Annotated in this window: 22 protein-coding genes; 12 read left to right on the forward strand and 10 right to left on the reverse strand. The window is 61.2% G+C overall.

What is annotated here, in order from left to right; genetic code table 11:
- Positions 1 to 110: 110 nt before the first annotated feature.
- Together HU739_RS18840 and HU739_RS18845 are read right to left on the reverse strand one after the other, a co-directional pair.
- Entirely contained in the window at positions 111 to 356 is a 246-nt protein-coding gene (locus tag HU739_RS18840) for a TIGR02647 family protein (protein WP_186549670.1), read from the reverse strand.
- Positions 357 to 612: 256 nt separating this feature from the next.
- Positions 613 to 903, reverse strand: coding sequence for a hypothetical protein (locus HU739_RS18845; RefSeq protein WP_186549668.1), 291 nt, complete (start codon positions 901 to 903; stop codon positions 613 to 615).
- A 124-nt stretch (positions 904 to 1,027) separates the two neighbouring features.
- Between HU739_RS18845 and HU739_RS18850 the strand changes: the two genes are divergently transcribed.
- Positions 1,028 to 1,687 carry a glutathione S-transferase family protein gene (locus HU739_RS18850; RefSeq protein WP_186549666.1) on the forward strand — a complete coding sequence of 220 codons (660 nt, stop codon included), beginning with the start codon at positions 1,028 to 1,030 and terminating at the stop codon, positions 1,685 to 1,687.
- A gap of 94 nt (positions 1,688 to 1,781) precedes the next feature.
- On the opposite strand, the gene argH is transcribed toward HU739_RS18850, so the two are convergent.
- Entirely contained in the window at positions 1,782 to 3,176 is a 1,395-nt protein-coding gene (gene argH / locus HU739_RS18855) for an argininosuccinate lyase (RefSeq protein ID WP_186549664.1), read from the reverse strand.
- Positions 3,177 to 3,645: 469 nt separating this feature from the next.
- On the opposite strand from argH, the gene HU739_RS18860 reads away from it, so the two are divergent.
- The 7 genes from HU739_RS18860 (at position 3,646) to rsd (ending at position 10,032) form a co-directional block, all read left to right on the forward strand.
- Positions 3,646 to 4,392: a LytR/AlgR family response regulator transcription factor gene (locus tag HU739_RS18860; RefSeq protein ID WP_186549662.1), complete on the forward strand. Its 747-nt coding sequence runs from the start codon at positions 3,646 to 3,648 to the stop codon at positions 4,390 to 4,392.
- A 139-nt stretch (positions 4,393 to 4,531) separates the two neighbouring features.
- The gene (gene hemC / locus HU739_RS18865; RefSeq protein WP_186549660.1) at positions 4,532 to 5,473 is read left to right on the forward strand and encodes a hydroxymethylbilane synthase; all 942 of its coding nucleotides are present in this window, start codon (positions 4,532 to 4,534) and stop codon (positions 5,471 to 5,473) included.
- On the forward strand, positions 5,470 to 6,237 hold the full coding sequence (locus HU739_RS18870; protein WP_186549658.1) for a uroporphyrinogen-III synthase: 768 nt from the start codon (positions 5,470 to 5,472) through the stop codon (positions 6,235 to 6,237). The genes hemC and HU739_RS18870 overlap by 4 nt, the downstream gene beginning before the upstream one ends.
- Positions 6,238 to 6,253: 16 nt before the next feature.
- The gene (locus tag HU739_RS18875; RefSeq protein ID WP_186549656.1) at positions 6,254 to 7,396 is read left to right on the forward strand and encodes a uroporphyrinogen-III C-methyltransferase; all 1,143 of its coding nucleotides are present in this window, start codon (positions 6,254 to 6,256) and stop codon (positions 7,394 to 7,396) included.
- Positions 7,393 to 8,631, forward strand: coding sequence for a heme biosynthesis protein HemY (locus HU739_RS18880; protein WP_186549654.1), 1,239 nt, complete (start codon positions 7,393 to 7,395; stop codon positions 8,629 to 8,631). The genes HU739_RS18875 and HU739_RS18880 overlap by 4 nt, the downstream gene beginning before the upstream one ends.
- A gap of 206 nt (positions 8,632 to 8,837) precedes the next feature.
- A complete protein-coding gene (locus tag HU739_RS18885; RefSeq protein WP_186549652.1) occupies positions 8,838 to 9,389 on the forward strand; it encodes a disulfide bond formation protein B in 552 nt (183 codons plus the stop codon).
- 184 nt (positions 9,390 to 9,573) lie between these two features.
- The gene (gene rsd, locus HU739_RS18890; protein ID WP_186549650.1) at positions 9,574 to 10,032 is read left to right on the forward strand and encodes a sigma D regulator; all 459 of its coding nucleotides are present in this window, start codon (positions 9,574 to 9,576) and stop codon (positions 10,030 to 10,032) included.
- Positions 10,033 to 10,091: 59 nt separating this feature from the next.
- On the opposite strand, the gene HU739_RS18895 is transcribed toward rsd, so the two are convergent.
- On the reverse strand, positions 10,092 to 10,757 hold the full coding sequence (locus tag HU739_RS18895; RefSeq protein ID WP_186549648.1) for an FKBP-type peptidyl-prolyl cis-trans isomerase: 666 nt from the start codon (positions 10,755 to 10,757) through the stop codon (positions 10,092 to 10,094).
- A gap of 192 nt (positions 10,758 to 10,949) precedes the next feature.
- Here HU739_RS18895 and HU739_RS18900 point away from each other — a divergent pair, with 192 nt between their 5' ends.
- Positions 10,950 to 12,095 carry an AlgP family protein gene (locus HU739_RS18900; protein ID WP_186549646.1) on the forward strand — a complete coding sequence of 382 codons (1,146 nt, stop codon included), beginning with the start codon at positions 10,950 to 10,952 and terminating at the stop codon, positions 12,093 to 12,095.
- On the opposite strand, the gene HU739_RS18905 is transcribed toward HU739_RS18900, so the two are convergent.
- Positions 12,092 to 12,553, reverse strand: a complete 462-nt coding sequence (locus HU739_RS18905) for a TIGR02444 family protein (protein ID WP_186549644.1) — start codon at positions 12,551 to 12,553, stop codon at positions 12,092 to 12,094. The two genes, HU739_RS18900 and HU739_RS18905, sit on opposite strands and share 4 nt — an antisense overlap.
- A 50-nt stretch (positions 12,554 to 12,603) precedes the next feature.
- Between HU739_RS18905 and HU739_RS18910 the strand changes: the two genes are divergently transcribed.
- From HU739_RS18910 to rhtB, 3 genes are all read left to right on the forward strand, one after another.
- On the forward strand, positions 12,604 to 14,514 hold the full coding sequence (locus HU739_RS18910; RefSeq protein WP_186549642.1) for an ATP-binding cassette domain-containing protein: 1,911 nt from the start codon (positions 12,604 to 12,606) through the stop codon (positions 14,512 to 14,514).
- Positions 14,514 to 15,095, forward strand: a complete 582-nt coding sequence (locus HU739_RS18915) for a mechanosensitive ion channel family protein (RefSeq protein ID WP_186549640.1) — start codon at positions 14,514 to 14,516, stop codon at positions 15,093 to 15,095. Before HU739_RS18910 ends, HU739_RS18915 begins: the two co-directional genes overlap by 1 nt.
- Positions 15,096 to 15,302: 207 nt before the next feature.
- Positions 15,303 to 15,935 carry a homoserine/homoserine lactone efflux protein gene (gene rhtB / locus HU739_RS18920; protein WP_186549638.1) on the forward strand — a complete coding sequence of 211 codons (633 nt, stop codon included), beginning with the start codon at positions 15,303 to 15,305 and terminating at the stop codon, positions 15,933 to 15,935.
- Positions 15,936 to 16,161: 226 nt separating this feature from the next.
- On the opposite strand, the gene HU739_RS18925 is transcribed toward rhtB, so the two are convergent.
- The 5 genes from HU739_RS18925 to HU739_RS18945 form a co-directional block, all read right to left on the reverse strand.
- On the reverse strand, positions 16,162 to 16,905 hold the full coding sequence (locus HU739_RS18925) for a penicillin-binding protein activator LpoB (protein WP_186549636.1): 744 nt from the start codon (positions 16,903 to 16,905) through the stop codon (positions 16,162 to 16,164).
- 3 nt (positions 16,906 to 16,908) lie between these two features.
- A complete protein-coding gene (lpoB, locus tag HU739_RS18930) occupies positions 16,909 to 17,496 on the reverse strand; it encodes a penicillin-binding protein activator LpoB (RefSeq protein WP_186549634.1) in 588 nt (195 codons plus the stop codon).
- 36 nt (positions 17,497 to 17,532) lie between these two features.
- Positions 17,533 to 17,904 carry a YcfL family protein gene (locus tag HU739_RS18935; protein ID WP_016772611.1) on the reverse strand — a complete coding sequence of 124 codons (372 nt, stop codon included), beginning with the start codon at positions 17,902 to 17,904 and terminating at the stop codon, positions 17,533 to 17,535.
- Between the two features lie 16 nt (positions 17,905 to 17,920).
- Entirely contained in the window at positions 17,921 to 19,315 is a 1,395-nt protein-coding gene (locus HU739_RS18940) for a COG3014 family protein (protein WP_186549632.1), read from the reverse strand.
- A 207-nt stretch (positions 19,316 to 19,522) separates the two neighbouring features.
- Positions 19,523 to 20,929: a COG3014 family protein gene (locus tag HU739_RS18945; RefSeq protein WP_186549630.1), complete on the reverse strand. Its 1,407-nt coding sequence runs from the start codon at positions 20,927 to 20,929 to the stop codon at positions 19,523 to 19,525.
- Between the last annotated feature and the right edge of the window lie 123 nt (positions 20,930 to 21,052).

The following is a 21,052-nucleotide window of genomic DNA, read 5'->3' on the forward strand; positions in this document are numbered from 1 at the left end:
GCGGGACGTTTAAGCTGAATTTGGTTTTTGCTGTCAGATTTTTCCCGCACAGACCAAGCGGGCCCGCGGAAATCCCGTGGCAGGAGTTCCCGTGGGCAAAGTCAGGGAGATCAGGCGGTTTCTTGCTCTTTCAGAATCGTCAGCACGGTCTGCACGTTTTGCGCGGCATCGCGACCCAGGCTGGTCAGATAGCCGCCATCGGGCTGATCGGTGAGGTCTTTATCAAACAGGCGCTGGGCAGCGGCGATGTGTTTAGGGGCAGCGGTCTGATGAATTTTCAGACCTTCCTGGGAACTGTCCAGGGGAAAGAGTGCAAGGACTTCCAGTTCGGCAACCAACTCAGGGGTAAGCGACATAAGGACTCCAGACTTTCTAGGAATTGGACGACAGCGCCCCTAAGGTGAACCCGCTGGTGCGGCATGTCCAGTGCTCAGCTCAGGGATTTTGTCTTGAGGCGGATTCCAGTGTAGTCCGGCGGCAGGAGATGGCTGGAGGGATGCGTAACAAACCTTGTAGGAGTGAGCCTGCCCGCGATTGCATTCTTCCAGTCGACGGTGATGTGATTGAAAGAACGTAATCGCGAGCAGGCTCACTCCTACGGGATCGGGGGCGTTACTGTTTTTCCGGGGGCAGCTCAGGTAGAGCACGCAGCGCCGCTTCATACCATTCGGTATTGAACGGGCGGTCTTCTTCGAGGATTGCGTCGATTTCCACTGCCAGCACATGCGCCATCAAATTCAGGATATCCTCGCGCTCCATGCCCACCAGGGTCAGCTTGTTGAAGGTCGCCTTGGCCGCTGGTGGGTTGCCGCTTTCGATCTGGTTTTCGATCGCTTGGATCAGCGTGGTCTCGGCAAATTGTTCTTCGTCATCATCATTGACGATGTCTGTCGGCTCGCTCATGGCAGGCTCCTTTAGGTAAGGGCGCCAGTTTACCTGCATTCAGCGGCGTGATGCTGCTGGCGGGAATCGGTGTCGCGATCTATAAACAGGCACTGCCCACCCCGCACGGCCTGGAGGCTCTGTGATGTTCAAGCTCTACGGATTCGCTGTCAGCAATTACTACAACATGGTCAAACTGGCGCTGCTGGAAAAAGGCCTGCCCTTCGAAGAGGTGACCTTTTACCCGACGCAAACCCCGGAATCACTGGCCATCAGCCCGCGCGGCAAGGTTCCGGTGCTGGGCGTCGATGCCGGCTTCATCAACGAGACGGCGATCATCCTTGAATACCTGGAGCAGACCCAGCGAGGCACGCCATTGTTGCCGAGCGATCCGTTCGCTCGTGCCCAAGTGCTGGCGATCGCCAAGGAGATCGAGCTGTACATCGAACTGCCGGGCCGTGCCTGTTATGGCGAGGCGTTCTTCGGCATGACCCTGCCGGAGGCGATCAAGGAAAAGACCCGAACCGAATTGCTGCTGGGCTTTGCTGCGCTGGGCCGTCACGGCAAATTCGCCCCGTATGTGGCGGGCGACAGCCTGAGCATTGCCGATTTGTATTTCCTCTACAGCGTGCCGCTGGCCTGTGCGGTCGGGCAGAAGCTGTTCGGGATCGACTTGCTCGCCGAAATGCCAGAGGCGAAAGCGCTGCTGGAACGGCTTGAGCAGCACCCACATGTGCAGAAGATTGCCGCGGACAAGGATGCGGCGATGCCGGCGTTTTTGGCGATGGTTGCTGCCAAAAAGTGAGATTTGCGTTGGACTGAAAAAAGCTATCGCGAGCAGGCTCACTCCTACAATTGGAATGCGTTCCCCTGTAGGAGTGAGCCTGCTCGCGATGCTTTTAGCGGCTGGCGATCAACGCCTGACCGCGCGCCACAGCAGCTTTGACCTGCGCCGGCGCAGTCCCGCCGATATGGTCGCGGGCATTCACCGAGCCTTCCAGGGTCAACACGGCAAACACGTCCTGCTCGATCTTGTCGCTGAACTGACGCAGTTCTTCCAGGCTCATCTCCGCCAGGTCCTTGCCGGTGTCGACGCCGTATTTCACCGCATGACCAACGATCTCGTGGCAGTCGCGGAACGGCAGGCCACGGCGTACCAGGTAGTCCGCCAGGTCGGTCGCGGTGGAGAAACCGCGCAGGGCCGCTTCACGCATGATCGCGTGTTTTGGCTTGATCGCCGGGATCATGTCGGCAAAGGCGCGCAACGAGTCACGCAGGGTATCGGCGGCGTCGAACAGCGGTTCCTTGTCTTCCTGATTGTCCTTGTTGTAGGCCAGCGGCTGGCCTTTCATCAGGGTCAGCAGGCCCATCAGCGCGCCGAACACGCGACCGGTCTTGCCACGCACCAGCTCCGGCACATCAGGGTTTTTCTTCTGCGGCATGATCGAGCTGCCGGTGCAGAAACGGTCGGGCAGGTCGATGAACTGGAACTGCGCGCTGGTCCACAGCACCAGCTCTTCGGAGAAGCGCGACAGGTGCATCATCGCGATGCTCGCGGCCGAACAGAATTCAATGGCGAAATCGCGATCGGAGACGTTATCCAGCGAGTTGCCGCCAACGGCGTCGAACCCCAGCAATTGCGCGGTGTATTCGCGATCGATCGGGTAGGTGGTGCCGGCCAGCGCAGCGCTGCCCAGCGGCATGCGGTTGGTGCGCTTGCGGCAGTCGACCAGACGCTCGTAATCGCGGCTGAGCATTTCGAACCAGGCCAGCATGTGGTGGCCGAAGGTCACCGGTTGCGCGGTCTGCAGGTGAGTGAAGCCCGGCATGATGCTCGCCGCTTCACGCTCGGCCTGTTCCAGCAGGCCTTTTTGCAGGCGGGTAATTTCCGCGAGGATCAGGTCGATTTCGTCACGCAGCCACAGACGGATATCGGTAGCGACCTGGTCGTTGCGGCTGCGTCCGGTGTGCAGCTTTTTGCCGGTGACGCCGATGCGATCGGTCAGGCGCGCTTCGATGTTCATGTGCACGTCTTCGCGATCGATACGCCAGTCGAACTCGCCCGCCTCGATTTCGCCCTGAATCGTGTTCAGGCCATCGATGATGCTGTCGCGCTCGGCATCGGTCAGCACGCCGGCCTTGGCCAGCATGGTGGCGTGGGCGATCGAACCCATGATGTCGTGGCGATACAGGCGCTGGTCGAAAGTGACGGAGGCGGTGAAGCGGGCGACGAAGGCGTCGACGGGTTCACTGAAGCGGCCGCCCCAGGACTGATTGGTCTTGTCAGTGCTCATGAATTCGCTCGTATCGGCTTGAAGAAAGAAGGCGTGAATCGCTGGCGCGGATAATAACAGGGTTGCCAATCCTGTCGCTGACACCGGTCGACAGGTTTTTTCGCAATGTGTCAGGCATGTCCGGCGCTGCCTGCGAAGAATTTACGAAAGGATATTTTTCGATTGAGCAATATCGTTCCGACGAACGTCTACAGTGGACAGAAGGGTCGGTGCGAATGCGGATCATGTGAAGGTCTGGCCACTGACTATAAAAAGAGGGGGCGGGTGAGTTGTCCTTGCGTCAACCCCGTGAGAAACGCAGGAAACAGCGGGCTCTGAGCGGTACGACCCGGACACTGGCAAATATTGCTGGCCGACGTACGGCACTTTTTGGCGCTCGGGCTAGTCTTAGCGTGGATCGCGGTGACGGACGTCACTTCACCTGTCTACGCTATCCTTGTGCGAGACTCACGCAGGAATCCAGCGCAATATGAATGTCCTGATCGTTGATGACGAACCCCTGGCTCGCGAGCGCCTCAGCCGAATGGTGAGCGAGCTTGAGGGTTATACAGTCCTGGAGCCCGGCGCCACGAATGGCGAGGAGGCGTTAGCGCTGATTGACAGCCATAAGCCGGATATCGTCTTGCTCGATATCCGCATGCCGGGCCTCGATGGCCTGCAGGTGGCTGCCCGACTGTGCGAACGAGAAACGCCGCCCGCCGTGGTGTTTTGCACCAGTCCCGATGAATTTGCCGTGGAAGCCCTGCAGGCCAGCGCCGTGGGCTATGTGGTGAAACCCGTGCGAACCGAACACTTGCAGGACGCCCTGAAACGGGCCGACCGTCCCAACCGGGCGCAACTCTCCGCCCTGACCCGGCCCGCTGCCGAAAGTGGCAACGGTCCGCGCAGCCATATCAGCGCCCGCACCCGCAAAGGTATTGAACTGATCCCGCTGGATCAGGTGGTCTACTTCATCGCCGACCACAAATACGTGACCTTGCGCCACGAAGCCGGTGAAGTGCTGCTGGATGAACCGCTCAAGGCGCTGGAGGACGAGTTTGGCGAACGCTTCGTGCGTATCCATCGTAATGCGCTGGTCGCCCGCGACCGTATCGAGCGCCTGCAACGCACACCGCTGGGCCATTTCCAGTTATTCCTCAAAGGCCTCAATGGCGATGCGCTGATCGTCAGCCGTCGGCATGTGGCCGGTGTGCGCAAAATGATGCAGGGCCTGTAACTCCGGTCATTGCCGGGGGCGCTTGCGACTGTTCATCAGGCATTTCAGGCCAGGGAGGCCACGCCATTTCTGATTCAAGTCAAAGTGGATTTGGCTGAGCTGTTATTATCCGCCGTATCTATTCAGTACGGATTGATCCATGTCCTCTCGCGAAATCCGCATCGCCACCCGTAAAAGTGCGCTGGCCCTCTGGCAGGCCGAATACGTCAAAGCCCGTCTTGAGGCAGCCCATCCGGGTTTGCTGGTGACACTGGTGCCCATGGTCAGTCGCGGTGACAAGCTGCTCGACTCACCGCTGTCGAAGATTGGCGGCAAGGGACTGTTCGTCAAGGAGCTGGAAACCGCGCTGCTGGAAAATGAAGCGGATATTGCCGTGCACTCGATGAAAGATGTGCCGATGGACTTCCCTGAAGGCCTCGGCCTTTTTTGCATCTGCGAGCGAGAAGACCCGCGCGATGCCTTCGTTTCCAATACTTACGAAAGCCTCGACGCGTTGCCGGCCGGCGCCATCGTCGGCACTTCCAGTTTGCGCCGTCAGGCGCAATTGCTGACGCGCCGTCCGGACCTGCAAATCCGCTTTCTGCGCGGCAACGTCAACACCCGCCTGGCCAAACTCGATGCTGGCGAATACGACGCGATCATTCTTGCCGCGGCGGGGCTGATTCGCCTGGGGTTCGAAGACCGCATCACCTCGGCAATCAGTGTCGATGACAGCTTGCCGGCCGGTGGTCAGGGCGCGGTCGGCATCGAGTGCCGCAGCGCCGATACAGACATCCACGCCTTGCTTGCACCGCTGCATCACGCCGATACCGCCTCGCGCGTCACCGCCGAGCGTGCCCTCAACAAACATTTGAATGGCGGCTGCCAAGTGCCGATCGCCTGCTACGCCGTGCTTGAGGGTGAGCAGTTGTGGTTGCGTGGTCTGGTCGGCGAGCCCAGCGGCGGCAAGCTGCTCAGCGCCGAAGCCCGGGCGCCGCGGGTCGATGCCCAAGCGTTGGGCGTGAAGGTTGCCGAAGCCTTGCTCAGCCAGGGTGCCGACGACATCCTGAAAGCGGTTTACGGCGAGGCAGGTCACGAGTGACGGGCTGGCGCCTGCTGCTGACGCGCCCTGCGGATGACTGTGCGGCGCTGGCTGCGACGTTGGCCGCAGAGGGGATTTTCAGCAGTTGCCTGCCGCTTTTGGAAATTGCTCCGTTGCCGGTCTCTGCCACAATGCGTCAGGCGATGGCGCGGCTGCCGGCTTGCGACGCGGTGATTGTGGTCAGCAAGCCGGCGGCGCGGATCGCAGTGGATCTGCTTAAGTCCGCTGGCACGTCGTCATTGGCGATGCCGTGGTTCAGTGTCGGCGCGGCGACCGCAGAAATTCTTCGCGAGCATGGTCTCGATGTGAGCTTCCCGGCGGACGGCGACGACAGCGAAGCCTTGCTGCAACTGCCGCATCTGCGCGAGGCGATCAGCCAGCCCGGTGCGCAGGTGTTGATCCTGCGCGGCGAGGGCGGGCGTGAACTGCTCGCCGAGCGCCTGCGCGCGCTTGGTGCTAGTGTCGAGTATCTGGAGTTGTACCGGCGCGACCTGCCAGCCTACGCCCCGAACGAGCTGCCACGGCGGATCGAAGCGGAACGCTTGAACGGGCTGGTGGTCAGCAGTGGACAGGGTTTCGAGCACCTGCGCGAAATGGCCGGCGAGGTCTGGCCGACGATTGCGCGGTTGCCGTTGTTTGTACCAAGCCCCAGGGTGGCCGAGCTGGCATGTGCCGCCGGGGCCCAGACAGTTGTGGATTGTCGTGGCGCCAGTGCCGCGGCTTTGCTGACGGCGTTGCGGGAACATCCCGCGCCCGTTTTCTGATGCAAAGGATGGATACGTGAGCGAAACAGCCTTGCCTAAAGATGATGTGCAACCTGTGACCGATGCCCAGGTTGAAACGCCAGTGCCGGCCAAAGAACCGCGCCGGGGCAATGGACTGGCCATAGTCGCCGTGCTGCTCGGCGCCGCTGGCGTGGCGATCGGCGGCTGGGGTGTCTGGCAGGTACGCCACCTGCAAACCAATACCCAACAGCAGTCCGCTCAGGTGCAGGCCTTGAACGATCAGGCGCAGAGTCTGAAGCTCAACGAGCAGCGCCTGACCGAGCGCCTCGCGCAGTTGCCCGGAGCCGACGAGCTTGCCGAGCGCCAACGTCTGGTGACGCAACTGCAAGGTGATCAGCAGCGCCTCAATCAGCGTCTGGAAACGGTCCTGGGGGCCAGTCGCAAGGACTGGCGTCTGGCCGAGGCCGAGCACCTGTTGCGCCTCGCCAGTCTGCGTCTGTCGGCGTTGCAGGACATCAGCAGCGCTCAGGCACTGGTGCAGGGCGCCGACGAAATTCTCCGCGAACAGAACGATCCGGGCGCCTTCGCCGCTCGTGAGCAAGTGGCGAAAACCCTTGTCGCGTTGCGCAGCACTGAGCAGCCGGACCGGACCGGATTATTCCTGCGCCTCGGTGCGCTGCGCGATCAGGTTATCGACCTCACCGAACTGGCTCCGGAGTACAAGGACCGCGGTGAGTCGCTGCTGGGCTTGACGGCTGACGGTGATGGCGCCAGTCGCTGGGCGCAGTGGTGGGATCAGGTTTCGCGCTACATCCGTATCGACTTCAACGCGGACAAGAATGTACGGCCGCTGCTGGCCGGGCAGAGCCTGAGCCAGGTCCGTCTGGCCCTGAGCCTGGCGCTGGAGCAGGCGCAGTGGGCGGCGCTCAACGGTCAGGCGGCGGTCTACACCCAGGCGCTGGCCGAGGCGCGTGATGTGCTCAAGGGCAACTTCAATCCGGACAATGCGCAAAGCAAAGTGATGCTTGAGCAGGTCGGCGAGTTGAGCAAGGAGCCGGTCACAGTCGTCACCCCCGATCTGGCTGGCACCCTGAGTGCGGTGCAAGCGTATTTGGAGCGACGTAACGTCAACGCCGAAGAATCGGTGAAACCGTTTGCCAGACCTGCCGGCAATACCGCGCAGGAGGCGACGCCATGAAACGCCTGTATGTGATCGTGTTTCTGGTGATCGCCGCCACCGCGGCGCTGGGCCTGGCGATTGCCGAGCATTCCGGTTACGTGCTGGTGGCGTACAAGAGTTTCCGCTACGAGTCGAGCCTGTGGGCGACACTGGCGGTGGTCGCGGTGCTGTGGCTGCTGTTCTGGGGGATCAAGGCGCTGGTCGAGCTGATCATGACTTCCACCGGCGTGGTCAATCCATGGTCGCGGCGCAACCGCAGTCGTCGCGTGCAGGTGGCAATCGAACACGGTCAGCTGGATCTGGCGGAAGGGCGCTGGGCCAGTGCGCAGCGGCATCTGACCCGTGCAGCGGAAGCCGAGCGGCAGCCGCTGCTGTTTTACCTCGGTGCGGCCCGTGCGGCCAACGAGCAAGGTCATTACGAAGAATGCGACCGCCTGCTCGAACGCGCACTGGAGCGTCAGCCTCAGGCTGAACTGGCGATTGCCTTGAGCCATGCACAATTGCAAACCGATCGCGGCGATACCGATGGCGCACTGGTGACGCTGCAAGCCATGCATGAGCGGCACCCGCGCAGCGCACAGACCTTGCGTCAGTTGCAGCGGCTGTATCAGCAGCGGGGTGAGTGGTCGGCGGTGATTCGCCTGCTGCCGGAGCTGCGCAAGGACAAAGTGCTTCCACCGGCTGAACTGGCCGAGCTGGAGCGTCGCGCCTGGGGTGAAAACCTGTCGTTGGCGGCGCAGCGTGAAGACGATGGCACGGTGGGTCTGCAATCGCTGAAACGCGCCTGGGAGCAGCTCACCGCGGCGCAGCGTCAAGAGCCGCCGCTGGTGTTGGCCTATGCCGAACAATTGCGTCAGCTGGGTGCTCAGGTCGAGGCGCAAGAAGTGCTTCGTACGGCCCTCAAACGCAAGTACGACAGCCATTTGGCGCGTCTCTACGGCTTGGTCCGTGGCAGCGACCCGGTACGCCAACTGCAAACCGCCGAAGGCTGGCTCAAGGAGCACCCGGCCGATCCGAGCCTGCTGCTGACCCTGGGACGCCTGTGTCTGCAAGCCAGTCTGTGGGGCAAGGCGCGAGACTATCTGGAGAGCAGCTTGCAGTTGCAGCGCAATCCTGAGACCTGTGCGGAGCTGGCGCGCTTACTGGCGCAGCTGGGCGATACCGAACGCAGCAATCAGTTGTTCCAGGAAGGTCTGGGTCTGCTGGATGAGCGCCTGCTGGCCGCGCCACTGCCGGTTTCCGCGCGCATCTGAAGTGACGAGGGAGGCGGCTCCCTCGTACATTCTTTTTAACTTCGTCGCGCGCTCGGTAAAAAGTCCTACGGCGCGTTACCCATATTCCCCTTGAACCTGTCGGGTTTTCCCTACACCTCTGGTGAACTGTCGGCAGGGCCTCGCCTTGAAAGGCTGACACGCTTTCCTCTACCGTAACCCTCTGTCTCTACTGTTACGGAAAAGCCATGTCGTTGGCCTGCTCACGCTCCTTGTTCTTCATGGCTTTCATTGCAGGAGCCTTTGCTCTGGGAGCTTCTTATTACCTTGAATACACGGTCGGTCTGACGCCGTGCAGCCTGTGCCTGGTGCAGCGCCTGTTTCTTACGCTGCTGTGCATTTGCTGTGGCGTGGCGGCGGTGCACGGCCCCCGGCGTGCCGGTCTTGGGCTCTACTGGCTGTGCGCGCTGGGCGCCAGCCTTGGCGGGACCACGGCAGCCTGGCGGCAAGTGTTGATTCAGAGTGATCCGCTGTTGCAGATGGTCAAATGCACACCCGCCGCCGAGCCGCTGTTCAGTGCCCTGCCGTGGGTGTGCGCCTTGCAACGGATGTTTAACGGCGGTGCCGACTGCGCGGAAATTTCCTGGACATTGTTTGACCTGAGCATTCCGGAGTGGAGCCTGTTGTTCTTTGTCGCGGTCTCGATACTCGCGGTGTACCAATTGTTGCGGCTGGCCTGGAATGCTCTACAACGCCCGTTCAGCGGCGAAGCGTCGCACCCGGTGCTGCTGAGGGATTAAACACTTGTATGAACTTTATCTCCTGCGTACCTTGAAGCCATAGGCGTGCGGGCATAATCTGGCCGGCACGTGTCATTGGAATTATGTTGCTCGATGACGCTCTGCCCGACCATCCCCACAAGCCAAAATCAGAAGCGGGACGCGGGTGTAGAGCAGCATGACCCACAAGGGAAGAGAGATCGCCATGCTCGAAAGTTGTCAGAATGCTCAGGAACGTTGGGGTGGAGTTCATCTGCTGATCGACCGCTGGTTACAGGAGCGTGAAGAACTGATCAGGGTCTATGACCTGCTCGGTGACAAGCCTGAGGCACTGTCGGAGAGCCGCAAGCCTTTGCTGGAATTCTGCGGTGTGCTGGTCGATTACGTCTCGGCCGGCCACTTCGAAATCTACGAACAGCTCACCGGCGAAGCCAAGGCGTTCAATGACAAGCGCGGCCTGGAACTCGCCGATACGATTTATCCACGTATCGATGTGATTACCGAGAAGCTGCTCGCCTTCAACGATCTGTGCGAAGAAGGCAAATGCGTTGCCGAGAAGTTCAAGGAGCTGGGCGGACTGCTGCACGAGCGCTTCGAGCTCGAAGACTGCCTGATTGAGGTGCTGCATAACGCGCACAAGGAAGAAGCGGCGGTTCAGGCCTGATCCGAACCCTGATCAAAAAAAAACGGTGCGCCCCAGGCGCACCGTTTTTTATTGCCTGCTCAATGGGTCGCGCCGCGCAATTCCACTTCGAACACCAAAGGCGTGAACGGCGCGATCAAGTCGCCGGCACCGTCGGCGCCATACGCCTGATCCGAAGGAATCACCAGTCGCCATTTGGCGCCCACCGGCATGTTCTGCAATGCGGTGCGCCAGCCGGCGATCACACTGTCTAGATTGAACCACTGTGGCTGAGTGTTCTGATCGAAGACAGTGCCGTCCGGCAGCCTGCCGATATACAGCACCTGCACTTTTCCGTCGGGGCCGGCCTTGGCGCCGGTGCCCGGAGCGAGCTCAGTCAGCAGGATGCCATCGGCCAGTTCCTTCACGCCGGGTCTGGCTTTTTCCGCGCTGAGAAAACGTTGCTCGTTTGCCATCGCCGCATCGCTTGAAGAGCGCGATGACTGTTCGGCATTTTGCGATTCATGTTCGGCCAGAATCTGTTCGATGCGCGCTTCACTCAATGCCAGTGGCTTACCCTGATAAGCCTGTTGCAGGCCTTCGATCAGCGCCTGGATCTGCAGCTGCGGGACCTCTTGGCGCAGGCGCTCACCGAGGCTGGCCCCGAGGCTGTAAGCCAGGTCGTGAGCATCGTTGGCCGTGGTTTTTTCAGTGGCGTGGGCCGCCGAAAAAACCAGGCAGAGGGTTAAAAAAAAGTAGCGCGACATCGGCACTCTCCGTCCTGAGATGCGCTGGATTATGCCAGCGCGAACGGCTGCAACGGTGAACTGCTTTTGTTTTCGCGCATGACATTTTCGCTTCGGTGCAACGCAACGGTTTCGATACTGTCAAGATGCCCTAGCGGCGGTATCAGCAGAGGTCTAGTATGAGCCGCACCCACGTCAGCCAGGAGGTAAACCATGTCGGCCACCAAGAAGCCTGTAAATACTCCGTTGCACTTACTCCAACAACTCTCGGGCAGCCTGCTCGAGCATTTGGAAAACGCTTGCTCCCAAGCCTTGGCTGATGCTGAAAAACTGCTCGCCAAACTGGAAAAGCAACGCGGCAAGGCGCAAGAAAAACTGCACAAGTCGCGCACCAAATTGCAGGATGCAGCCACCGCCGGTAAAGCCAAGGCACAGAACAAAGCCAAGGCCGCCGTGCAGGAGTTGGAAGAGCTGCTCGATGCCCTGAAGGATCGTCAGTCCGACACGCGCAGCTACATTCTGCAACTCAAGCGCGATGCCCAGGAAAGCCTGAAACTGGCCCAGGGTGTTGGCCGCGTGCAAGAAGCCGTGGGCAAAGTATTGTCCGCCCGTTCGGCCAAACCGGCGGCGGCACCGGCGAAGAAAGCCGTGGCCAAACCGGCTGCTGCCAAGCCTGTAGCGAAGACGGCTGCGGCCAAGCCTGCTGCCAAGGCACCGGTGAAAGTGGCGGCAAAACCGACGGCTAAAACCGTGGCCAAACCGGCGGCGAAAAAACCGGCTGCTGCAAGCGCTGCAAAACCCGCTGCCGCCAAGCCGGCCAGCAAAACTGTCGCGGCCAAGCCAGCGGCTAAACCCGCTGCTACCAAAGCAGCCCCGGCGAAAGCCGCAGCCGCCAAACCGGCCGCCAAAGCGGTTGCCAAACCCGCCGCAAAACCTGCTGCGAAAACCGCTGCGGCCAAGCCCGCTGCGAAACCTGCTGCCGCCAAACCGGCCGCAAAAGCAGCGGCAAAACCCGCTGCCAAGCCAGCCGCAAAACCCGCCGTGAAAGCAGCCGCGAAACCGGCAACCAAGCCCGCCGCGAAACCGGCCGCCGCGGCTAAACCAGCGACTGCCGCCAAGCCTGTTGCGGCAAGACCTGCCGCCAAGCCAGCAGCCAAACCCGCCGCGAAGCCTGCCGTGAAAAAGCCGGCGGTTGCCAAGCCAGCAGCCGCCAAACCGGCTCCAGCCGCGAAGCCAGCCACTGCGGCGCCTTCGGCTTCGACCGCAGCACCGGCTCCCGCCGCCAACTCGACTACTGCCCCGGCGCCAGCGCCAGCCGCTGTGTCGAGCGTCAGCAGCACCCCGGCCAGCGCTTCCTAAGTGCCGGTCGCCGCGACGCGCAGCACTTGCAGCGCGTCGCGGTTCGGGCTGGCCGCAGCGCCGGCCAGGCCTTCAAGCCAGGTCACTGAACCACTGGCGTTTCGCGCCCACCCCTGCGCCATCCCCTCAAGCCGCGACAGCAGCGCGCGTTCTGCCTCAAGTTCGAGTGATTTGATTTGCTCGCGCATGCCTTGCAACAGCGCATCTTTCGAGGCTGCGGCTTTCCATTGCAGGCGCACTGCACGCAGTGGCTGCACGACGTCGCGATCCCAGGGCTCGGTCAGCGCCTGAAGCTGGCGCACGCGTTGTTCATCGCAAGCGACCCCACGGTGTTCCAGCCACAAGCCGCACAACAGCAGGCAGACGTTGGCCCCCGCCGTTTGCAGTTGCAGGCAAGCATTTTCGACGCCCGGCCGGGCGTAGACATTAAGGGCAAAGCTCCACAGGTCAGAGGACATCGTGCTACTCGCGCCAGTTGTGAGCGAAGCTGGTAGACTCCGCCGCCATTATGATCCGACTTCAGAACCTGACTTTACAGCGTGGCCCGCAACGTCTGCTAGAAGACGCCGAGCTGACCCTGCACGCCGGCCACAAAGCCGGCCTCATCGGCGCCAACGGTGCCGGCAAATCCAGCCTGTTCGCCTTGCTGCGCGGCGAGTTGCATCCGGACTCGGGCGACTGCCTGCTGCCGGCCGACTGGCGCATCGCGCACATGCGCCAGGAGGTCGACACCCTCGAGCGCCTGGCAGTCGACTATGTGCTCGATGGCGACCTGCGACTGCGCGAGGTGCAACGCGACCTCGCTGCCGCCGAGCAGGCCCACGACGGCACCGCACTGGCCCGTCTGCACGCCGAACTCGACAGCGCCGACGGCTACACCGCCGACGCGCGAGCGCGCAAGCTGCTCGCCGGGCTTGGGTTTACCAACGAGCAGATGGATCGTCAGGTCGGCGATTTCTCCGGTGGCTGGCGGATGCGTCTGAACCTGGCGCAAGCCTTGATGTGCCCCTCGGACCTGTTGCTGCTCGACGAACCGACCAACCACCTCGACCTCGATGCGATCATCTGGCTCGAAGACTGGCTGAAAAACTATCCGGGCACCTTGCTGCTGATTTCCCACGACCGCGACTTCCTCGACGAAGTCGTCGACCACGTGGCGCATGTCGATCAACGCAAACTGACGCTCTACCGTGGCGGCTACACCGCGTTCGAACGCGCCCGTGCCGAGCGTCTGGCCCAGCAGCAACAGGCCTACGAGAAGCAGCAGGCGCAACGTGCGCACATGGAAAGCTACATCGCTCGCTTCAAGGCTCAGGCGACCAAGGCCCGTCAGGCGCAGAGCCGGATCAAGGCACTGGAGCGCATGGAAGAACTGTCGGCGGCCCACGTCGATTCGCCGTTCGATTTCGTCTTCCGTGAGTCGACGAAAATCTCCAGTCCGCTGATCGATCTGTCCGATGCGCGCCTGGGCTACGGCGACAAAACCATCCTGGAGAAGGTCAAGTTGCAACTGACCCCGGGTGCACGGATTGGCCTGCTCGGGCCGAACGGTGCGGGTAAGTCGACACTGATCAAGAACCTCGCCGGCGAGCTGGAACCGCTGGCCGGGCGCCTGACCCGTGGCGAAAGCACCGTGGTCGGCTATTTCGCCCAGCATCAACTCGACTCGCTCGATTCCAAGGCCAGCCCGTTGCTGCACTTGCAGCGTCTGGCGCCGGGCGAGCGTGAGCAGACCCTGCGCGACTTCCTCGGTGGCTTTGACTTCCGTGGCGCGCGTATCGATGAGCCGGTGCTGAATTTCTCCGGTGGCGAGAAGGCGCGTCTGGCCCTCGCGTTGATCGCCTGGGAACGGCCGAATCTGCTGCTGCTCGACGAACCGACCAACCACCTTGACCTGGAAATGCGCCTGGCGCTCACAATGGCGTTGCAGGAATTCAGCGGCGCGGTGCTGGTGGTGTCCCACGATCGGCACTTGCTCAAGAGCACCACCGATAACTTCTATCTGGTCGCCGATGGCAAGGTCGAAGAATTCGACGGCGATCTCGAAGACTACGCACGCTGGCTGGTGGAATACCGTCAGCGCAATGCGCCGGTCAGCAACACGCCGGTCAACCCGGACAAGACCGACAAGAAAGCTCAGCGTCAGGCAGCAGCAGCGTTGCGCCAACAACTGGCCCCGCATAAACGCGAGGCCGACAAGCTTGAAGCCGAACTGGGCAAGCTCCACGAAAAACTCGCCAAGGTCGATGCCAGCCTCGGCGATAGCGATATCTACGAACCGGCGCGCAAGAACGAACTGCGTGATCTGCTGGCCGAGCAGGCCAAGCTGAAGATTCGTGAAGCCGAGCTGGAAGAGGCGTGGATGCAAGCGCTGGAAACGCTGGAAAGCATGCAGGCGGAGCTGGAGGCGTTGTCCTGATGGAAGCCTTCAAACTGCCGCTGCCGGCGATGTGGGTCGAGCCGATCTGGCTCGGTGTGCAGATTTTGTTGATCCTGCTGGCGGGCTACCTCGCCCAGCGCTTCGTCGCCAGAGTCCTGACCGGCCTGGGCCAGCGCTATTCGTTCCCGCCGCAGCTGCTGATGCCGCTGCGTGGCGTGCTGCGCTGGTTGATCATGGGCAGCGCGCTGATCTTTGTGCTGGAGCGTCTCGGGGTGTCGGCGACGGTGCTGTGGACGGCGCTGTCGGGGTTCGTCGCGGTGGCGGCGGTGGCGTTCTTCGCGATGTGGAGCGTGCTGTCGAACCTGCTCTGTGCGGTTCTGATCTTCACCGTCGGGCCGTTTCGCCTGGGCGACGTGGTCGAGCTGGTAGACACCACTGACAAGCCGGGCGTGAAAGGGCGGGTGGTGGCGATCAATCTGCTCTACACCACGTTGATCGAGGCGGAAGAGTTGGGCACGGGTAGCGCGATGGTGCAGGTGCCGAACAGCTTGTTCTTCCAGCGTTCGGTGCGGCGCTGGCGCGGGACGGATGTGTTTCCGTCGAGTGGCTTCGAGAAGTAATTTCGTGGCGTCAGTTCCGACGCCTTCGTCGGAACGCCGCCCGGAGCAGGCTCGCTCCCACATTTGAAATGCGTTTTCCTGTGGGAGCGAGCCTGCTTGCGAAGGGGCCATTAGCCGCACCTGCAACCTTCAGCTAGAAATCGGTAGTCATCCACGCGAAGCCGCATTAGCTTAGGCATTTGTCACAAGCATCAGTCGAGGTGTGCGATGGAGCTTCAAACATGGCTGGCGTTTTTTGCCGCCTGCTGGGTGATCAGTCTGTCCCCGGGCGCCGGCGCCATTGCGTCGATGTCCAGCGGATTGCAATACGGCTTCTGGCGCGGTTACTGGAACGCCCTGGGTCTGCAAGTCGGCCTCGCCGTGCAGATTGCCATTGTCGGCGCCGGTGTCGGTGCGATCCTCACCGCCTCGGCCACGGCGTTTTATGCGATCAAATGGTTCGGCGTGGCCTATCTCGTTTATCTGGCGATCAAGCAATGGCGCGCGTTGCCCATGGACATGAGCGATGACGCAGCGGTGCGACCGATCGGCAAGCCGCTGGCGCTGGTGTTCCGTGGTTTTCTGGTGAACATCAGCAACCCCAAGGCCCTGGTGTTCATGCTCGCGGTGCTGCCGCAATTCATCAACCCGCATGAACCGCTGCTGATCCAGTATCTGGTGATTGGCGTGACGATGATCTGCGTCGATCTGATCGTCATGGCCGGCTACACCGGGCTGGCGTCGAAGGTGCTGCGCCTGCTGCGCACACCGAAACAACAGAAGCGCATGAACCGCACGTTTGCCGGGCTGTTCATCGGTGCGGCGGCGTTTATGGCGACGTTGCGTAAAGCAGCGGTGTAAACCTGGCAGACAAAAAAAGGCGACCTTTGCGGGTCGCCTTTTTTATTACCTGCGAGATATCCGACTGGAACTCGATTGTGGCGAGGGGATTTAGCGAAACGTCGCACCGCCCCGTTGGCTCGCGCAGCGGGCCCTCTTGATCTTAAAAGAAGGGGCCGCTGCGCAGCCCAGCGGGGCGGTGCGACGTTTCGATAAATCCCCTCGCCACAGAGTATTCATCCAGGCCTCAGCGCAGGATTACCGGTGCGGTATCGCGCGGCAGGTTATTGCGCTGCGGCGCCTCGCGCGGTTGCTCGTAACCGTCGCCACCGAGCTGCATGCTCAACTGCCCGGCAACGTCCTCGCCCAACGCCTTGGACACGTCACGCACCACCCGCGGGCGGTTCAACGAGATCTTGATGTCGCGGTGGTTCACCAGTTTGGTGTCCTGCGCTTCACCCATCGCCGTGAAAGCCGAAGTGATCTCGAAAGTCTTGGTGTTGATCAGGCTGAAATCCGCCACCAGCGTCAGGCCCAGCACCGCCGAATAGCTGTCGGTGTGCGCCAGCTCGTTGATGTCCTGGGTGAAGTCGATGTCGGACACGGTGCCGAACAGCACGTAGTCGGCGCCTTTGAAGTTGCCGGCCTTGATGCGCTTGATCACGTCATACACATCGCCCTTGGACGAGGCGGTGTATGGCGTGCCCTGCACCAGCTGGAACATGCCGGTACGGAGGATTTCACCCTTGATGTCGCCGGTGAATTTGCGCAGTTCGCCCTGTTCGATGTAGCTGGTGGTCGCTTCGATTTCGTTATAGCTCGAAGAACCGCTGGCGCTGTAATAACTCTCGCGGTGATTGCTCTGCGCCGAAACGATGTGGATGTATTGCTCCACGCGCTCCTGATACGCCAGATCCGTCACCGCCACTTTCGGGGCCGCCTGCACGCTGAACGCGCAAGCCAGGGCCATCATGCCAATCCATGTGCGCATCGATTAACGCTCCGTGGTTTTGCGAATCTCTTTTTCGTCCATCCACTCGGCCAGACCGCTTTCGACGTCGATCAGTTGCAGGCTGAATTTGTAGAAGACGTCCTTGTAGTCGCTGCTGCGCTTGACGATCGAGCTGATCGAGCCTTCGATGCGGTACTTGGCAGCAATCATGTTGCCGGTCTTGGCCACAGTGCTCTTCTTGTACAGGCCGCTCTGGTTCTGCAGCTTGAGCTGGTCGACCTGGCTCTGCATTGCCGTGTTGTCGCTGGCGAAGCGCGCCACGCCGGTCTTCATCAGTTGGGTCTTGATGCTGGTGGTGATTTCGCGGGTATCGATGTACTCGCTGGTCTTGTTCTTCACGTCGTAGACCTGAACCACCGGACGGCCCTGCAAAATGCCGGACTGGGCCAGCGAGCGGGTCATCGATTCAGCGATCATCTGCAGGTCGGTCGAACCAAATTCATTGGTCACGGTTTCAACCGCTTTGGTGTCGCCGTAGCTGATGTTCTTGCTGCCCAGGGTCGGCGAAGTATTGGCGCAACCGGAGGCCAGCAGGGCGATGACGGCGATGCAGGAAAAGCGTGCAAACATGGGAGTGCTCTCTAAATCAGAAAAAGGGTGACGGGCTTACGGCGTCTTGATTTCCAGACGGAAGTCCACGGCTTTCGGAGTCGGGGCGATGGCCTGAATGAAGCTGGTCTGGGCGCCGTACATCATTTGGCTTTTCCAGACTTCTTCTTCGGCCACCGGGAAACCCTCGGCGCCAAGCCAGGCGAAGCGGTAGTAGAAAATCTTGTTGCTGTTGAGGGTGTTGCTCAACTGCACGTTAACGGTCATGAAGCCGTTCTCACGGGCGACGCGCATGGCGCCGACAACGATGTGTTTCTGGGGGCCCATGGCCACGACCTTGCTCGCGGCGCTGCCCGGCTCCGGCGGTGGCGGGGTGGCACAGCCTGCCAGCAAGGCGAGGGCGGCCACGGCGATGATCTTCAAGCGCATTGCAAAGACTCCGTTCTTAAGGTTGTTTGAGGCTGGCGACATTGGTCGCGCCGGCACTCGGCATCACGTGCGCGGCAATGCCGCCGGCGAACACCTGATTGCCCACGGCACGCAGGCTGACCACTTGATAACGCTGATCAACGGTGACCTTGACCACCGAGCCGCCGACGGCGCTCGGCAGGGTGACCTGATGCTCGCCCTTTTTCAGGCGCAGACGCACCACTTGGGTGTTGTCAGGCAGGGTGCGCCATGTACGGGTATCGGCACCTTCGAGCACCGCTGAAGAAATGCCCACGGCAAGACCGGCCAGCGGGTTGGTTTCGTTGATCTGTTTCTGCGCCACGCCCTTGGTGATCGCGCGCACCGTGGTGCGTACGATGATTCCCGGCATGTCATCGCGCAGGGCGCGGCGGGACATGGCAGTGGTGCTGTTGAGGGCCGTCAGGTCGACTTGCTTGCCGTCGACACCGATCTGCGCGAACGGCGCGGTGGAGGTGTCCGGTTTGATGATCGGGAACGACAGCGGGGTGATCACCACGTTGTTGGAAATCGGCAGCGGCAGCGGCACGCGGATCGAGTCGCGCGCCGGCGCCAGACCGCTTTGCACCACGATCAGGATGTCGCTGTCGTCAGACTTCACAGGCTTGTCGAGGTTGACCAGCGCCTGCTCGAGCAGCGGCGTGTTCGGGCGCAGCTCGGCGGCTTTGCGATAACCCGGCGCCGCCAGATCTCTTTCGCCCAAGGCTTCGTAAACGAAACCGGCCAGGTAATGACTGAATGCGCTCTGGTAGCTGTTCTTCAGACCGACCACTTCCGGGGCGTCGAGGCTGGCGACCGGATAACCCTGCAAATCCTTGTACTGGGTCTTGATGCCTTCTTTCTCGGCCTGTTCTTCGCTCCTGAGGTATTCCTTGTCGCGCAGGTCGGCGATCACCGCTTCACGTTCGTGAGTCTTCTTGATCGCGGTGCGGGCGCCATCGAAGTCGTTGACTGCCAGCAGGTTCAGGGCCATCTGCGTGGTCAGCATGACTTTTTCGTAGTCATAACCTTCGTAGCGACGCACCTTGTCGTTGACGATGAAGCTACCGAACTGCGCCAGGTACTTGGCCGAGTCGAGCTTGACCGCGTCTTCCCACTGCCCGACCACCTGATCGGCGCTGCCCCAGGCGTTCTGGCTGCCGGACAGGTCGCCCTTGGCGCGCAGCAACTCACCTTTCTCGAAGTAATAAAGCAGGTCTTTGTCGGTGCCGGTGTTGTTCTTTTCCAGCAGGGTCAGGGCGGCGTCGACATTGCCGGCCGCCAGTTGCTGGTTGGTCTGGGCCAACTCGGAATCGTAGTTGCGAAACGCCGAACAGCCAGACAGCAACGTGACCGCGCCGAGGGCGATCAAAGTGGGAGTGCGCAATGCCATGGAGGTACTTCTTCCCTGAGTAGCGATAACTACAGCCGCCTGTGCTGGTCGGGCTAGTGTGACCTATCGGCGGCGGCGCTGGCCTCCTGCCAATTCCTCATGCGTGAGGAGCTTTGATGCCGGCTCGCTGGGCGAGGGCGCGGCATTATAAGCGCTGAGTGATGGCTATGTAATAGCTTTTTGGGTGCATTTTCTGAGGTTGTGCCATCACCTGTCCGCAGAAGCGGGTTTATCCGGTGCAGGTTTGTGATTCGGCACAAAGGCTGATCCAACGGTGTAGACCTGATCCCGGAATACCCGCAGGTGCAGAATCTGGCGATCCTGGTCGACGCGTAATTCAAAAGGGTGGTCGATGGGTGCAGTCGCAAAACGGAAGGTATGCAGGCCTTTCTTCAGGCGCAGGCGGGCGACCAGTGTCTTGTCCGGCAGCGCTCGCCATGTGCGGGTGTCGGCTTCTTCGAACGGATCATGCTGAGTGACGATCAACGATGCTTTCGCCGGGTTGCGCTCGTTTTCCTGTGCTTGACCGATGGCGGCCATGTTGGCGCGGAACATCGCGCGCGAGATGATTTCCGGCATGTCGTCGCGCAGTGTGCGCATGGACATGTCGGTCACGCTGTTGATCACCACCAACGGCTGCTTGCGACCATCTACGGTGATATGGCTGAAGTTGGGCGTGACCGCGTCCGGCACCATCACCGGGAATGAAATGGGCGCAATGATGACCAGCGTTTCGTTCAGACGAACCGGGATCGGCACCTGCACGGAGCTGCGAGCCGGGGCCAGGCCACTCTGGATAATCAGCAACACATCGCTTTCATCGGCTTTCGCTGGCGGTTTGTCGAGATTGCGCAGGGCCTTTTGCAGCAAGGGCATGTCCGGCCGCAGTTCGATCGCCTGACGATAACCGGCCGCTGCCAGGGCGCGCTCGCCGAGGGCTTCGTAAGTGAAGCCGGCCAGATAGTGGCCGAACGCACTCTGGTAACCGTTTTTCAGCTCCACGACCTGCGGCGCTTCGAGCAGGGCGACCGGGTAACCCTCCAGGTCCTTGTAATGCAGGGTCTTGCCTTGGGCTTTGGCCTGTTCCTCGGCCGCTTCGTATTGCTGTTCACGCTGCCGGGCGATCAATGCTTCGCGTTCGTGGGTCTTCTTGATGTCTGCGCGGGCGCCGGCGAAGTCATTGACGGACAGCTGGTTCAAGGCCATCTGTGTGGTCAGCATGACCTTTTCGTAATCGTAGCCTTCGTAGCGCCGCAACTTGTCGTTGACCAGCATCGTGCCCATTTCATCGCCGAAGCGCGCCAGTAATTTCAACGCGCCGGACGGGTTGGCCTCCTCGCGCTGGAAGATCATCCGGTCGGCGTTGCGCCAGGCGTCCTGGCTGTCGGGCAGGACACTGCCAGCGCTGAGTATTGCGCCTTTTTCCAGGTAATACAGCAGATCCTTGTCTTCCCACGGGTTGTGCATTTCCACCAGTGCCAGAGCCCCGTTCAGATTGCCCCGGGTCATTTGCTCGGTGGTCTGCTGCATTTCAAGATCGTAGTTGCGGTAGGCGGCACAACCGCTCAACTGAATAGCCACGCAAAGCAGCAAAACGAACGGAAGACTCCGCATTAAGGTTGTTCCTTGCACGCAAATGCTCTGGGGCGGGCAGTATAAGGTGGGTGATGGCAAATGGCTGCGATCTTCATCCAAGGTCAATCGGCAGCGCGCCGTGCGGCAATACTCGGCGACAGA

The sequence above is a fragment of the Pseudomonas hamedanensis genome, assembly GCF_014268595.2.
In the GTDB taxonomy this organism is placed as follows: domain Bacteria; phylum Pseudomonadota; class Gammaproteobacteria; order Pseudomonadales; family Pseudomonadaceae; genus Aquipseudomonas; species Aquipseudomonas hamedanensis.